Source organism: Geoglobus sp., from assembly GCF_054018175.1.
The window spans coordinates 1-13545 of the sequence record NZ_JBPLZQ010000026.1 but is presented as its reverse complement, the minus strand read 5'-3'; the positions used below and the strand labels follow the sequence as shown (position 1 = coordinate 13545).

General features: G+C 52.4%; 25 protein-coding genes and 1 pseudogene. 2 read left to right on the top strand and 24 right to left on the bottom strand.

The window, feature by feature from the left end:
- Positions 1-2 precede the first annotated feature (2 nt).
- Genes ACXJJC_RS01875 through ACXJJC_RS01780 form a run of 20 tightly spaced genes read right to left on the bottom strand, consistent with a single transcriptional unit; the run spans position 3 to position 9775 of the window.
- A complete protein-coding gene (locus ACXJJC_RS01875) occupies positions 3-449 on the bottom strand; it encodes a 50S ribosomal protein L19e (protein ID WP_456368964.1) in 447 nt (148 codons plus the stop codon).
- Between the two features lie 5 nt (positions 450-454).
- Complete coding sequence (locus ACXJJC_RS01870) at positions 455-865, bottom strand: 50S ribosomal protein L32e (protein WP_456368962.1); 411 nt, start codon at positions 863-865, stop codon at positions 455-457.
- Between the two features lie 10 nt (positions 866-875).
- Complete coding sequence (locus ACXJJC_RS01865) at positions 876-1415, bottom strand: 50S ribosomal protein L6 (RefSeq protein ID WP_456368960.1); 540 nt, start codon at positions 1413-1415, stop codon at positions 876-878.
- A gap of 10 nt (positions 1416-1425) precedes the next feature.
- On the bottom strand, positions 1426-1815 hold the full coding sequence (locus ACXJJC_RS01860; RefSeq protein ID WP_456368958.1) for a 30S ribosomal protein S8: 390 nt from the start codon (positions 1813-1815) through the stop codon (positions 1426-1428).
- 10 nt (positions 1816-1825) lie between these two features.
- The gene (locus ACXJJC_RS01855) at positions 1826-1981 is read right to left on the bottom strand and encodes a 30S ribosomal protein S14 (RefSeq protein ID WP_048094428.1); all 156 of its coding nucleotides are present in this window, start codon (positions 1979-1981) and stop codon (positions 1826-1828) included.
- 2 nt (positions 1982-1983) lie between these two features.
- Positions 1984-2484, bottom strand: coding sequence for a 50S ribosomal protein L5 (locus ACXJJC_RS01850; protein ID WP_456368957.1), 501 nt, complete (start codon positions 2482-2484; stop codon positions 1984-1986).
- A gap of 4 nt (positions 2485-2488) precedes the next feature.
- Positions 2489-3187: a 30S ribosomal protein S4e gene (locus tag ACXJJC_RS01845; RefSeq protein ID WP_456368955.1), complete on the bottom strand. Its 699-nt coding sequence runs from the start codon at positions 3185-3187 to the stop codon at positions 2489-2491.
- A gap of 5 nt (positions 3188-3192) precedes the next feature.
- The gene (rplX, locus tag ACXJJC_RS01840; RefSeq protein ID WP_456368953.1) at positions 3193-3540 is read right to left on the bottom strand and encodes a 50S ribosomal protein L24; all 348 of its coding nucleotides are present in this window, start codon (positions 3538-3540) and stop codon (positions 3193-3195) included.
- Between the two features lie 10 nt (positions 3541-3550).
- Positions 3551-3949 (bottom strand): 50S ribosomal protein L14, encoded by a 399-nt coding sequence (locus ACXJJC_RS01835; protein WP_456368951.1) that lies wholly within the window; start codon positions 3947-3949, stop codon positions 3551-3553.
- The gene (locus ACXJJC_RS01830) at positions 3946-4269 is read right to left on the bottom strand and encodes a 30S ribosomal protein S17 (protein ID WP_456368949.1); all 324 of its coding nucleotides are present in this window, start codon (positions 4267-4269) and stop codon (positions 3946-3948) included. Before ACXJJC_RS01830 ends, ACXJJC_RS01835 begins: the two co-directional genes overlap by 4 nt.
- 5 nt (positions 4270-4274) lie before the next feature.
- Positions 4275-4547 carry a ribonuclease P component 1 family protein gene (locus tag ACXJJC_RS01825; RefSeq protein WP_456368947.1) on the bottom strand — a complete coding sequence of 91 codons (273 nt, stop codon included), beginning with the start codon at positions 4545-4547 and terminating at the stop codon, positions 4275-4277.
- Between the two features lie 2 nt (positions 4548-4549).
- Complete coding sequence (gene rpmC, locus ACXJJC_RS01820) at positions 4550-4741, bottom strand: 50S ribosomal protein L29 (protein ID WP_456369078.1); 192 nt, start codon at positions 4739-4741, stop codon at positions 4550-4552.
- Complete coding sequence (locus ACXJJC_RS01815) at positions 4716-5417, bottom strand: 30S ribosomal protein S3 (RefSeq protein WP_456368945.1); 702 nt, start codon at positions 5415-5417, stop codon at positions 4716-4718. The genes rpmC and ACXJJC_RS01815 overlap by 26 nt, the downstream gene beginning before the upstream one ends.
- Positions 5417-5878, bottom strand: a complete 462-nt coding sequence (gene rplV / locus ACXJJC_RS01810; RefSeq protein WP_456368943.1) for a 50S ribosomal protein L22 — start codon at positions 5876-5878, stop codon at positions 5417-5419. The genes ACXJJC_RS01815 and rplV overlap by 1 nt, the downstream gene beginning before the upstream one ends.
- A gap of 6 nt (positions 5879-5884) precedes the next feature.
- The gene (rpsS, locus tag ACXJJC_RS01805) at positions 5885-6265 is read right to left on the bottom strand and encodes a 30S ribosomal protein S19 (RefSeq protein ID WP_456369076.1); all 381 of its coding nucleotides are present in this window, start codon (positions 6263-6265) and stop codon (positions 5885-5887) included.
- A gap of 23 nt (positions 6266-6288) precedes the next feature.
- Positions 6289-7002 (bottom strand): 50S ribosomal protein L2, encoded by a 714-nt coding sequence (locus tag ACXJJC_RS01800; protein ID WP_456368941.1) that lies wholly within the window; start codon positions 7000-7002, stop codon positions 6289-6291.
- 10 nt (positions 7003-7012) lie between these two features.
- A complete protein-coding gene (locus ACXJJC_RS01795; RefSeq protein WP_456368939.1) occupies positions 7013-7258 on the bottom strand; it encodes a 50S ribosomal protein L23 in 246 nt (81 codons plus the stop codon).
- Entirely contained in the window at positions 7255-8010 is a 756-nt protein-coding gene (rpl4p, locus tag ACXJJC_RS01790; protein WP_456368937.1) for a 50S ribosomal protein L4, read from the bottom strand. The genes ACXJJC_RS01795 and rpl4p overlap by 4 nt, the downstream gene beginning before the upstream one ends.
- 5 nt (positions 8011-8015) lie before the next feature.
- Positions 8016-9005, bottom strand: coding sequence for a 50S ribosomal protein L3 (locus tag ACXJJC_RS01785; RefSeq protein ID WP_456368935.1), 990 nt, complete (start codon positions 9003-9005; stop codon positions 8016-8018).
- Entirely contained in the window at positions 9002-9775 is a 774-nt protein-coding gene (locus tag ACXJJC_RS01780; RefSeq protein WP_456368933.1) for a putative RNA uridine N3 methyltransferase, read from the bottom strand. Before ACXJJC_RS01780 ends, ACXJJC_RS01785 begins: the two co-directional genes overlap by 4 nt.
- Before the next feature lie 307 nt (positions 9776-10082).
- On the opposite strand from ACXJJC_RS01780, the gene hisA reads away from it, so the two are divergent.
- Complete coding sequence (hisA, locus tag ACXJJC_RS01775; protein ID WP_456368931.1) at positions 10083-10793, top strand: 1-(5-phosphoribosyl)-5-[(5-phosphoribosylamino)methylideneamino]imidazole-4-carboxamide isomerase; 711 nt, start codon at positions 10083-10085, stop codon at positions 10791-10793.
- A 1-nt stretch (position 10794) separates the two neighbouring features.
- Positions 10795-11349, top strand: coding sequence for an imidazoleglycerol-phosphate dehydratase HisB (gene hisB, locus ACXJJC_RS01770; RefSeq protein ID WP_456368929.1), 555 nt, complete (start codon positions 10795-10797; stop codon positions 11347-11349).
- 55 nt (positions 11350-11404) lie between these two features.
- Here the strand turns inward: hisB and ACXJJC_RS01765 are convergent, their stop codons facing one another.
- The 4 genes and pseudogenes from ACXJJC_RS01765 to ACXJJC_RS01750 all read right to left on the bottom strand — a co-directional run.
- Complete coding sequence (locus tag ACXJJC_RS01765; protein ID WP_456368927.1) at positions 11405-11632, bottom strand: hypothetical protein; 228 nt, start codon at positions 11630-11632, stop codon at positions 11405-11407.
- Positions 11633-11644: 12 nt separating this feature from the next.
- Positions 11645-11728 (bottom strand): annotated as a pseudogene (locus ACXJJC_RS01760) (hypothetical protein); the annotation flags it as partial.
- Between the two features lie 242 nt (positions 11729-11970).
- Entirely contained in the window at positions 11971-12669 is a 699-nt protein-coding gene (locus ACXJJC_RS01755; protein ID WP_456368925.1) for an HAD family hydrolase, read from the bottom strand.
- Positions 12653-13545: PIN domain-containing protein (locus ACXJJC_RS01750; protein WP_456368923.1), on the bottom strand; the 893-nt coding region annotated here is incomplete at its 5' end. The genes ACXJJC_RS01755 and ACXJJC_RS01750, both read right to left, overlap by 17 nt.

Below are 13545 nucleotides of genomic sequence, written 5' to 3'. Positions count from 1 at the left end.
TATCACCTCAGCAGACCATGGGCCTCGAGATACTGGTTGAGGTGGGATACGCTCCTGAACTCGCCACCCTTGGCCTTCCTGTAGAGCATCCTGTACGTCCTGCTGTCAAGAACACCCTCCTCCTTAAGCTGCCTCAGTCTCTTCCTCAGGGCCCTGATCCTCATGATCCACTGCCTCTTCCTCGGCATCCTTGCTGTGGCTCTTCCTTTCCTCCTGCCATGGCCCCTCCTTCTTCCCTTCCTCCTCTGAGCCTTCCTCCTGTTTATTCTCGCCCTGCTTATGCCCTTAACGGGCTTCCTCTTTATCAGGCCCCTCTCTATGAGCTCCCTCACATCATCCTTCGTTGCGGCACTCGCTATTTCATCAAGCGCGTTGGGATCGAGCCACACTCTGTTAACGCCACACTCAAGGATTTTGGCAGCCATCTCCCTCTGGAACTTCAGATTCATCTCAATCACCTTTGAATGGGGTTAAGCACCTTCAAACCCAATTCCTTTGCCTTCTCTTCAATCATCAGCCTCTTCTTCATCCCCACCCTGGACGAAATTCTGATCGCCTGAGTTTCGGGATTAACGTTCTCGAGATCCTTCACGTTGAACACGAGAACCTCCTCATATCCAGATGGGTGCAGACCTCTGACAGCCTTTGGTGCAGAAAATCCCGGACTCGGGAGTACCCTGCCACTCCACTTCCCACCGTACCTCTCTCTCCACTTGTTGTGCTTTCCTCTCGGCCTCCTCCAGCCCAGGTCCCGGAGTCTGAGCTTTTTGTGAGCCTCGAAGTGTCTGAATTCAGGCTTTCTTGACTTGAGACTTCTTCTGAGCCTGAGAAGCCTGACCTTTTCCTTAGGAAGGTTCGGATTCATTCACACCACCTCACGGTTTCTCAACAATGTATATCCCATCCTGAAATACCCTGACGTCGAGATTCTTCTTCTTGGTTGCCTGCTCCAGATTCGCAGCCGTCTGACCGCACTCCTCCTTGTCAATACCGCTGACGATTATCTCGTTCCCCGAGATCTTCACCTCGGCCCTTCCAAAGATCTTCACCCTCCTCGGGTGCTTTTCGCCAAGGAAGTTCTCGATCACGACCTCCCTGCCCTCTACCCTGACCTTCATCGGAAAGTGCGAGTAGAGAATCTTGAGCTTGTACTCAAAGCCCTCAGTAACGCCCCTTATCAGGTTGTTGATGTGCGCAGCAAAGGTACCCACCATTGCCTTTACCTTGGACTTCTTCTCAGGCGTGTACACCCTCACCTTTCCATCCCCAGTCCTCTCGATGAACACTCCTCTGTACTTCAGAAACCTCTCGTTGTCCCCCTTTGGACCGGAGACCCTGATCGTGTAACCGTTAACACTATCACCGGTGATTTCGAGAGTGACGTTTTCTGGCACTTCCACAAACCTCTCCTCCATCGCTACCACCTCAGTACACGTACGCCAGCAGAACTCCGCCGAGCCCCCTTTCCACCGCCTCTTTCTGAGACATCACTCCCTCAGTTGTCGAGACGATCAGAATTCCGAAGTCTCTTGCAGGAAGGTACCTTTTCTCGAACCTTTCGTACTCAGTCCTCTTCACCGAGAACCTCGGTCTGATTGCTCCGCAGTCGTTTATTTTTCCGCTGAGCTCGACTATTATCACCCCTCCCTTGTGGTCGTCCCTTACCTCGAATCCGTTGATGTACCCGTACTCCTTCATGACGTTGAGCACCTTCCCTATCAGTTTTGAGGCCGGTCTGATCTCCACCTTGGACTTGCCAACGAGCTCTGCATTCTTTATCGCAGACATTGCATTTGACAGCGTGTCGCTCTGCATCGCCACCACCTCACCAGTACTTCTTAAATCCGAGCTCCTTCGCAACCTCCCTGAAACACTGCCTGCAGAGGTACAGCCCGTACTTTCTCACCACACCCCTCTTCCTGCCACATCTCCTGCAGGGGTTAGCATTCCTACCAAACTTCTTTGTTCTTTCCTTCGCCATAATCATTCAACCTCCACACCCAACGACTTGAGAAATTCCACGGTATCCTGCTTTGTTACGCGATGAGACTTACCGATCTTGCCCCGCGCTATCTTCCTTCTCGCAACCCTGTAACCTCTTCTCTTCAGCGAAACCGCAACGTCCATTCCGAATATTCCCATGTCCGGATCGTAGTCCACTCCCGGCAGATCTATGTGCTCCTGAATGCCGAAAGAGAAATACCCGTCGCCAATCTGCCTGATGCTGAGCCTGTTCTCCTTGACCACGAGAGCCCTCTTAAGAAACTCGAGTGCTTCCTCCCCGCGAAGTGTTACCTTGGCACCTATGGCCTCACCCTTCCTGATGCCGAAGTTCCTGATGGTTTTTTTGGCGTATGTCGAGGTTGGCGTCCTGCCAGTAAGCTCCTCAAGCAGCTTGAGTGCCTTCTTCTGTCTCTCTCCGCTCTCACCAACGCCAATGTTTATCACGACCTTGTCGATAAGCACTTCCCTCATCGGGTTCATTCAACTACACCCCCAGGTCAATCACAGGCTTGTCATCATCCTTCGAGCCCACGACGAATATGTACTGCTCTATAGTGGTGTACTCTCTGCCACCAATCTCTATCGTAACCAGATTAGGTGACGAACCTCTAACGACGTTGTAGGATTTGAGCCTCCCAATTTCACCCGCATGCGTGCCTCCTGTGACCATGACGAGCGCACCTTCCTCGAACTTAAGGTGCTGCAGAATCTCTTTCTCCGGGATCCTGAGAAGAATGCTGTCTTTAGTTCTGTACTCGTTGCTCGCGAGGATGTTTGTTCCGTCGAAAAGGTTGAGCTGAACCTTTCCGCCCTTGACGATGGTCTTGTTGTTGATCCTGTAGAGCTTCCTGTCGTAATCCTCGACCTCTATGGGAACGTACCTGCCCTTTTCGTCGAAAACCACCCTGTAGTTGAGGTCCATTTTCGGGACGCTTATTATGTCGAACAGGCCAACCGGAAACTTGTAGTTCTTCCTGACGATACCGTCAACCAGAATCTCGCCCTTTGCTATAACCCTCCTCGCCTCCCTCGCAGTATCCGCGAGTTCAAGAAAGTCCCTGACCATAACGAGTAGCGGAACTGCGTTTTTATCGTGAGGGCCCGGTGAGGGCTTGACTATCCACTTCTTAACCTTCCTTGGAACCTTATAAGTTCTCGGAGCACTCAACCTCTTCTGGTGCAACTCAATCACCTCTTAAGGATTTTTTCTCTAACAGAATCTTCCTCCCCAAGCTCGACGATCATGACGTTCGACGGGTGCACCGGCATCGCCACTTCCGTTCCATCGGCCTTCTTAACGACAACACCATCAACGTAGATTCTGAGCTTCTTCATGTCGACCTCCAGAACCTTTCCGGTGTGGCCGGCATAGCTGCCCCTCATAACCTTGACCTTGTCACCCTTCCTGACCCTCAGAGACCTCTTGCCGTACTTCTCTCTGAGCTCCTTGGAGAGGGTCGCGTGCAGGAACCTGTGCCTCTGGTGGAGCTTCGCGGTGTAGATCCTCTTCCTCTGCTTCCTGGGCTGTTTGGACATTTCAACCACCTCACACAATTATTGTGGCTATAGAACCGATCTTGCTGAACCTCTCGGCAGCCTCTCTCGCGACCGGTCCTCTGATCTCGCTACCCTTCGGATTTCCGTTTGGATCTGTTATTACCGCAGCATTGTCGTCGAACTTCACCCTCGTACCGTCTGGCCTGCGGTACTCCTTCCTCTGCCTCACAATCACGGCGTAGTGGACCTGCTTCCTTATGTCGGGAGCACCCTTCTTGACCGAAACTATCACTATGTCACCCACCCCGGCAGCCGGATACCTCCTCCTTACACCCTTGTATCCCTTGACCGCGATAATCTCCAGCTCTCTCGCACCGGTGTTATCGGCACACACGAGCCTTGCACCTGTCGGAAGGGCTCTTGGAACTGAAGCCTTCTTCGCCTTCATTCTTCCACCACCTTCTCGACTATAACAAAGCTCTTGGTCTTGCTAATTGGCCTGCACTCCGCTATCGTCACGATGTCTCCCGGCTTCGCGTCAATGCACGGAGGGTTGTGAGCGTGCATCTTGCTCCTCTTCTTGAGGTACCTCTCGTACTTTGGCACGTACCTTATGAGCTCCCTCTCAATTACTGCCGACTTTTCATACGTTTTCACGACCCTGCCCCTGAATATCTGACCCCTAACGGATAGATTCCCGTGGAACGGACAGTTCTTATCGCTGCATTCCTTTTCAGGAGCCTTAACATTTATACCAATATCCCTCATACCGATCACCCTTTTATCCTGCTAACGAGCACCATACCCTTCATTATCCTCTCTTCGGGCCTGAAGGCTATCAGCTTCCCGTCCACCCTGTACCTGACATCATCGACCTCCACAGCAAAGACCCTGTGCATCTTTGCTACCGTCTTCACACCCCTGTCCGTCCTGATCCTCAGCGTGTTCATCGTCTCGTCAACGACCTGGCCCTTCAGGCCCACCTCACATGGATTTGGACTTTCCATAACCTCCACTCTTAACCCTATCCAGTCCCTCGCCAGCACCCTTATACCCTGTAACCTTCTTCTCTCAGCGCGAGCTTTATTCTGGCGATGTCCTTTCTTACAGCCCTTATCTGTCCCGGATTCTCGAGAGCGCCTCCGCTCCTCACCAGAGTTCTCAGCCTCAGCAGCTCGTTCTCCAGCTCCGTCAATTTTTTTATCTTCTCCTCTCTACTCATTTCCCTGATTTCCTGCATCTTCACTCTCCTTCACCCCCTCCTGCTGCTCCTGTTCATTAGTCTGCTCAACCTGCTGCTCGGCCTGATCCTCCTTCCTGAGATCAACGTCCTTCACGTGAATCTCGTCGGGAAGCTCCACATCAGGCGGGATTATCCTGACCCTCACTCCGTAAACTCCAAGCTTCTTTATCGCAATGTCAAAGCCCTCGTTCACCATGCTCTCCGCAGGCTCTCCCGTGTGCACAATGGTGCCAGCAACGAACTTCTCTGTCCTGGCCCTCTCGCTCGTGAGCTTGCCGCTTATCTCGATCTCGCATCCCTTCGCCCCGGACTCCATGATCCTGTAGAGGAACCTGTAGCCAGCTTTTCTGAAGTACCATCCCCTCTCGAGTGCTCTCGCGAGGAGTGAGGCCATGAGCTGAGCGTTGAACTCGGGCTTCTCGATCTCGTCAACCGCAACCTGCGGATTGTCGAGGCCGAACTCCTTGAGCTTCTCTGTGAGCTTCCGTATCCTCCTTCCTCCCCTGCCTATTACGAGTCCCGGTCTTTCAACAAAGAGCGTTACCTGAGTGCCGAGGGGTGTCCTGACTATGTCTATGCCTCCAAATCCCGCATTTCTGACCTCGTCCACTATCCATTCCTTGACCCTGAGCTTCCTAACTCTCTCCTCAACAAATTTTCTTTCCACCGCCATTATCGCACCTCGGCCACAACTTCTACTGTTGTCAGAACCTTAAACCTCGGAGTCGCCCTACCATACGCTCTCGGCATATACCTCTTGAGGACCCTGCCCTTTTTCGCCTGTGCGTGAGTTATGACGAGCCTGTTGACCTCGAGCCCCTTGTACTCGGCGTTGGCCCTCAGGTTCTTCAGCACCTTTATTATCTCCCTCGACGCCTTTACAGGGTACCTGCCAGCGTACCACTTTTCGAGACCCTTCCTGTGAGCCACCTTCTTCTTGTGGTTCTTGAACGGCACCGCCTTCTTCATAGCAACCACGTCTTCCAGATACGCTATCGCGTCGTCAATCTTTTTCCCCTTGATTGCCCTGCATATCTCCACTGCATGCTTGAAGCTGATGTCCATCTCGTAGCCCATTGCCCTTGCGGCGTTCAGTTCATCCTTAGGCTGGTAAGCGTACTTCACCCTCGCCATAGGTCATCACTTCAGCGGCACGAATTTACTGCTCCTCGTAGCTCCAACTCCAGGTCCGGAGTGCTTCTCAAACCTCCTTGTCTGAGCGAACTCGCCGAGCCTGTGTCCGATCATCTCTGGCTTCACCTCCACCCTGACGAACTCCTTGCCGTTGTGGACGAAAATCACCTTGCCAACCATCTCCGGCAGAACTATCATGTCCCTGCAGTGCGTCCTTGCCTGTCCCTTCTTCCTGAGCTTTCTGAGAAGTTTCTCCTCCTGCTCGGTGAAGCCTCTCTTTATCTTTCTCCTCTCTCTTGCAGGCAAAAGCTCAGCGAGCTTGTCGAGAGGCATGTTCTGCAGTTCTTCAAGCGTGTAACCGCGATACCTAAACTCCTTCGGCCTGATAACCTTACCCTTCATCGCCATGGCTATCGCCTCACACCCGTTCTTCTCGCAGCAATACTACCAACCTTCCTGCCCGGAGGAGCGTTCCTGCTTACAGTCTTGGGCCTTCCAACGTGCTGGTGCTTACCACCACCGAATGGGTGATCCACGGCATTCATCGCAACACCTCTCACACGAGGCCACTTCGCGGCCTTGCTCTTCATCTTGTGGAACTTCTTTCCTGCCTTGACGAACGGCTTGTCCGTCCTTCCTGCTCCGGCCACAACCCCGATCATCGCCCTGCAGTTGGGGTGGAACCACTTCATCACACCCGAAGGCAGCTGAACCAGAACCCTGTCCTCCTCATGGGCAACCACGAACGCGTAGGTGCCGCTTGCCCTCGCGAACTTTCCACCATCTCCCGGCACGCTCTCGATGTTGCATACCGGAGTACCCTCAGGAATGTTCCTCAGGACCGTTATGTTGCCCACGTCGATCTCCACGCCCTCTCCAGCCTTTATCGTGTCTCCAACGCCCTTGCCCTCAACTGCAAGCACATACTCCTTCCTGCCATCTGGAAGTCTGACGAGGAAGAGCGGTCCGTTTCTTGCGGGATCGTGGACTACGTCTTCAATTTTCGCCTCTATCACGCCCTCTCCGAATTTCAGATGCCTGACATCAGCCTTATACTTGTGAGAGGGTGCCCTGTAGGTTGGTGTTCCCCTTCCCCTATTCTGTGAAATTATCCTCTTACCCATTCAAACCACCTCAGAACACACCCAGTTTTGAAAGCAGCTCTTCCGCAGAATACTCTGGCTTCAGCTTTATGTACGCCTTCTTCTCACCCCTGGGTGTTATCAGCGTGTTGACCTTCTCAACCTCAACGCCGAACCTCTTCTCAACCTCCCTTGCTATCTGCTTCTTGTTGGCCCTGATGTCAACTATAGCCGTGAGAACGTTCTTCTCCAGGAGCATCGTACTCTTTTCCGTAATCAGGAACGCCTTCAGGATCATAACCACTCACCCAGATAGCTTATCGCAGATTTCGTATAAACCACGAGCCTTCCCGCATGACCACCAGGAGCGAGCAGCTCGACGTTAAGATTTCTCGCAGCCACAACGTCAACACCCGGGAGGTTCTTCGCCGCTTTCAGCACGTCCGAGTCGTTGCCAGTTACGATGAGCACGCTCTTCTTGATCTTGTACCTCCTGCCCCTCATCTTGCCCTTTCCAGCCCTGACTCTCTTTCTCTCCTTTGCCCTCTCAACGTCCTGATAAACTCCAAGAGCCCTTAGGACGTCAACGACTTCCTTCGTCCTCTTAATTCCCTCGAAGTCGTCCACAACTATCTTCGGAAGCTCCCCCTCGAAAACGTGGTTCCTCTGCCTCACTATTTCAGCATTCACTGTCGCTGCCAGTGCAGACCTCAGCGCCTTCTTCATCTCCTTCCTGTTGATCTTCTCCTCCCACTTCTTCTGAACCTTCGGTGGGTGAGCCTTCCTGCCTCCCACAGCCTGCGGAACCTTTACCGCCCTGCTTCCAATCTTCCACCTCGGCACCCTCGCGTATCCGTGTCCAGGACCCCAGTTTTCAGCCGAGTAGTTTGTTCCCGCAAGGGGGTTCGGCCCGTAAGGCTGCCTCCTGTGACTCTGAATTGCGTGAACAGCTTTTCTGATTATGTCGGGCCTGAACTCCTCCTCAAACGCCGAAGGGAGTTCGATTTCCTCGACAACCTCTCCGTTCAGACCGTAAACGTTAGCCCTCATCAACATCACCTACCCTGCTTTGAAGACGTGCTGACGTAGATCAGATTGACGCCCTCATACTGCTCGAACGGCGGTCTTATCGCGTCCCTCATCCTGACGAGCCTCTTCACGGGCCCGGGAACACTTCCAGCGACAAGCACATACTCGTTCCTGACTACGCCGTAGTGGGGGAACCCTCCCTTGGGCGTAATTTCCTCACCGTTCTCACCGATCTTCAGAATCCTCTTGTTGTACTCGGTTCTCTGGTGGAACCCCATCTGACCGGCCTGCGGGACCGTCCACCTGACGTGGTGCGGGTTCCACGGACCGAGGGTTCCGACTCTCCTGTGCTTGCTGCTTCTCGCGTGCTTTGCGTCGAGAGTTATGACGCCCCACCTCTTCACCGGACCCTGGAACCCCTTTCCCTTGGTTATGCTCAGCACGTCAACGAAGGCTCCCTCTCCGAACACCTCCGAGATCCTGATTTCCCCACCAAGCCTGGATATCGCATAATCGAGTGCCTCAGCAGCATCTCCCCCAACCTTCTGCTCCATGACGTCGGGAACCTTCTTGGGGACACCCGTTACTCTGTACGGCTGAGTGTAGGTTATCAGCCTGACCTCCGCGATGTCTTCAATCTGCCTGAGTTCCTCAGGATCCTTGCCATTCTTGGGCAGGTTGAGCCTCCTTGCAAGGTGCTCGTCGAGGTTGGTGGCCCACACCTCTCCTGCTATCTGCAGACCGTACTGCGTTTTCCTGTAAACCCTGACTCCCATCACCTTGAGCGGCGGGGTCTCTATAACGGTCACCGGCACCACTATCTCCTCTCCGTACGTGGGGGAGTTCTTTCTGTCATCCACCATCACAACATGCGTCATTCCCGCCTTATACCCGGCAAAACCAAGTGCCTTGACCTCACTGGTTACGGGCCAAGCCCTTATCCTTGGAATGATGCTGGACGCTCTCTTTCTGGGAGAAAACCCCAGCGAACCCCTTCTTGGCCTGTGTTCCTTCATCTCATACCACCCTCAACATACCTCAGATAGTTTGTTATCGCAAGGCTCCCCATTACTGCCTCCTCAAGCCTCACAGTCTGAGTACCCTGATCAGGGAACATGTTCCACACATCCACTCCCTTCAGGCTCACTCCGAGCCTTTCAGCTATTTCGTGCACGCCCTCAGCTGGACTGCCGAATATCAGCAGCCCCTTTTTCGCAACATCCCGCAGGTGCGGCACATTACCCCTGCGGGACGCTATCACCGCATCCTTCCTCTTCACCAGATCCTTGAGCCGGGCCTTCCTAACCCGGTACCCCCAGTACCCATCGGGCTGGGCGTCTTCTACCACCAACGGATTCTTCGAACAGACCCTGACGGTCACGCGGGCCCTCTCCTTGGCATTTCCCCGGTAGAGGGCCAGGGCTTTTGCACCCACATCAGCCCACGCGGTGCCGTCAGGAGCAACCCTGACGATTACCCCCTCTCTCACTTCACCGATTTTTAAATCTTTTGGCTTGTGGGATGGGATGCGGAGGGGGGGAAGAACCCCGGCGAACCTGAGGGACCTCTTGATGGGGAACAGGTACTTCCTCAGGTACTGGGGAGTCTCGAGGTACTCCAGCACCTCTCTGATCATGTCAGCTTCGTCGAGCAGCGGGTCATGGTAAATATATATCCTCCTGATCCTGAAAATCGCGGCTGCTCTTGCTATCATTCCGATTTTGTACACCTTCAGCTTTTCGTCCCTCTCATTTATGAGTGAACTTGAGGGTATTGCTATGTCCATCCCGGAGTTCTTGAAACGAGGACTTAAAAAATGTGCCGCGACCGATGTGAGTGCCCGCGCCGGCTGAACAAAAAGGTTAAATATTGATTCAGCACCATGAATCTGACAAAAAAGCTGGAAAGAGGGGCAGATCTGGCTTGAAGGGGAGAAAAAGGTTCGGTGAGTTTGACGATTTCAAGCCTCTGAGCGACGAGGAATTTGAGGAGCTCCTTAATGCGCCGAGGAAAAAGTACAGGAAGCCAAAAATAAGGTACTGAGCTGTTTTTTGACGAAAATTTTTTATTTATTCTCGCGTATAGCCTGAAGAATGTTCAGAGTTATTCCGGCCGTAGATATCAAAGATGGAAAGTGCGTTCAGCTCAGACAGGGAAAAGAGGACGACGTTATTTTCGAAAGCGATGATCCGGTAAATGTCGCGGAAGCCTGGGTTGAAAGAGGGGCGAAAGTTCTGCATGTGGTGGACTTGAGCGGGAGCTTTAAGGGGAGGCTCGTTCACGAAGACCTGATACTGAAAATTTCGGAGCTCGCAGAGGTTCAGGTCGGGGGAGGAATTAGAAGCATTGAAGTGGCAAAAAGACTGCTCGACCTCGGAGTTGAGAGAGTTATCGTTGGAACAATGGCAATAGAGATGTCGGACGACGTGAAAAGTCTTGCGGACGAATATCCGGAAAGAGTTATGGTGGCGATAGATTCAAGGAATGGAAAGGTTGTCGTGAAAGGCTGGAAGGAAAATACCTGCCTGAGCCCTTTAGAGGTCATGAGGATGTACTCCGACTTTGACGTCAGCTTCCTCTTCACCAATGTGGACGTTGAGGGTCTGATGAAGGGGATAGATGAGAATGCCATAAAGCTGGTCGTAGATGCTGCAAACAGGCCAGTAATAGTGTCAGGAGGGATAACAGGCATAGAGGACGTCAAAAAGGTTAAAAATGCCGGTGCGGCCGGAGTGGTTATCGGCAGCGCTTTGTACACCGGGAAACTCAGGCTGGAAGATGTGCTGCCCCTGGAGGAGGATTGAAATGACCAGGGTTGAGAGGAAGACGAGAGAGGTTGAAGTTGTCGTGAAGCTGTCTCTCGAAGGTGGGGAGATTGAAATAGATACGGGAATAGGCTTCCTTGACCACATGCTCACAAGCTTCGCCTTTCACTCGGGAATCGGGCTTGAGATCAAAGCCAGAGGGGATCTGCACGTTGACGAGCACCACACGGTGGAGGATGTCGCAATAACCCTCGGAAGGGCATTCAGAAAGGCAATCGAGGGGAAGAGGTTATCCAGGTTCGGCTCGGCAATCGTGCCGATGGACGAAAGCGTGGCCATTTGCGGAGTTGATATAAGCGGGAGGGGCTATTTCGTCCTTGAAGGAGAGTTTGGAGATGCTGGAATAAGGGGAGAGAACGCCGTTCATTTCCTCGACACATTCTGCAGGAATGCCGGCGTTAATGTTTACATTCAGGTGAAGGGCAGGAACGAACACCACAAGATGGAGAGCGCATTCAAGGCTCTCGCTCTGGCGTTAAGACAGGCTTTGAAGGAAGCTGAAGACGTAAGGAGCACGAAGGGTAGGATTGATTAGCCAATCCCTGCCTGTGGTTAAAGGCAAGCAAACACAGGCTCAGGGATCCATAAATCTAAAAAGTCGAAAGAGTATGTGTTTCCGAAAGCAGGTCAGCGTTTTTAATGCCCCCATTATTCTCAACTACCTTCACCACCCTGCCGTCATGCATAATCGCTATTCTGTCCGCAATTAACTTTGCAAGCTCGACATCATGAGTTATGAAAAGATACGCCACTTTGAATTTCCTCTGCAGTTCCATTAGAAGGTGGATTATTGAGGCCTGCGTGGATACATCGATCATTGAGGTTGGTTCGTCGCATACAATAAATTCCGGCTTCAGAGATATAGCTCTCGCAATGACAGCTCTCTGCAGCTCTCCTCCGCTAAGCTCGTGAGGGTATCTGTCAAGATGGCCAAATCACTCGGATTGAGGAATTCGCATCGCTATACGATGAGATCCGTGTATAAATTCGTTGCTCTGAATGTCCTTCTGGTTGGCGTGGTTGTTGCTCTGGGATTCAGGGAAAAGAAGGTGTTGCAGAGGCTGGCTGAGATGTGATTTTGTAAGGGGCCTATAAGAGGATAGCAATTGGCCCAAAACCAGAGAGCCACGAAGAAATGAAATGTTGAGAAACATGGTTATCGATTGCTGATTTTAGTTTTGGGTACAAAACTATCCAGCAATCCAATCAATTCTCCGATGTCCTCAATAACGAAGTCAGCCCCACCACTTCTCTCCTCAAAGAAATTCCTGTCCCCGTAGCTTGCATACACCGTCATCATCCCCAGCCTCTTTCCCGCTTCAATGTCCCTTCTCAGACTGTCTCCGACAATGATTGCTTCCTCTGCCCCAACCCCAAGCTTATTCAGAGCAAGAATAATCGAGTCAGGCTCTGGCTTCCTCTTCCCTGTCATGTCTGAGGATATAACAGCATCAAAATAGTGCAGAATCCCTGCCTTCTTAAGTCTGCCAATCGCATGGCCGTTCACTGCATCCGTAACAACGGCCAGCTTGAGCCCCAGTTTCCTCAACCTTTCGAGAGTCTCTCTGACACCCGGGTATGGTTCAACATTTTCCAGCTTCACCCTCTCGTATATCTCGCAGCATTCTCTGAACTTCTCCTCGCAGTAAACCCCCCTGTCCCTCATGTAGTCGGCTATGCTCCTCACGTCCTCAAAACCGTGAACCCCCCTGAGGAAGTAGCCCAGCAGCTCATGCTCATCCTCATTCAGACCGAGGTGCCTTATCACCGCTTTACATGCCTTCAGCTTCGCCTCAACAAAGTCCAGCAGCGTGTTGTCCAGATCGAAAATCACGGCCCTAATTCTCGATGCCAAGCCCCATCAACCTCCTGCAGATGCGGAAATGCCTGCTGAAGTCCTGGTAAAGCTGGTCGTCGAGGAACCTCAGCTTAAGCTCGTCATGGCTCTTCTTCCCCCTGAACTCCCCGAAAATGACGACACTGTTCAGCCTTATAACCCCGAACACGCTTGCAAGGCTGTAGATCAGGTCTATTAAGGATCTGCAGCTGCAGAATTCAGCATCGACCGCATGGGGTATTGTGAAGTGGAAGTATTCTATGCTCTCTGCCTCGCAAATATCCGCCATCTGTCTGTCTGCTGTCAGCAAAACAGGCATCGCAGCCCTTTCCTTCTCAAATCTCCTGAGGGTCCTGACTATTGTGAAGTCGTTCGCCTCTCTGTCGTCTGTGGACTGCTCCACACCTTCTATCTCGATCGCATGTTTTCTCAGCTCCCTGTACTCTTTCATGGCTATGTACGCTGCCAGTCTGGACTTCTTCATCCTTCTGTTGATGAACTCGTCCAGCAGGAAGGGCTGGTATTTTGCGAGTCTCTTCAGCTCCGAGATGGTCGGCTGGGTGTACTTGAAGTTGAGGGAAGACTCGATTTCCTCCCTCGTTGTTTCAACGAGCATGACCTCTCCATGCTTTACAAGCGATGAGGCTGTAAGGAAACGGTGGTAGATGACGTTTGTGTCCGGACAGAAATACACTCTCTTTCTCAGGCTGCGGTAGGAACTGAGCATATCCCTGAACCTTTCCATGTTTTCGTAGGTTATAACGCCACTTGCGAGCAGGCACTCCACAAAATCGCTGTAGGAAGGCACCTCCTCTGCAAGGTGGTCGAAATGGCTCCGCTGCCTTTCGAAATCAACATCACCCTGCTTGATGCTCAGCCTGTATCCTTCGCCTT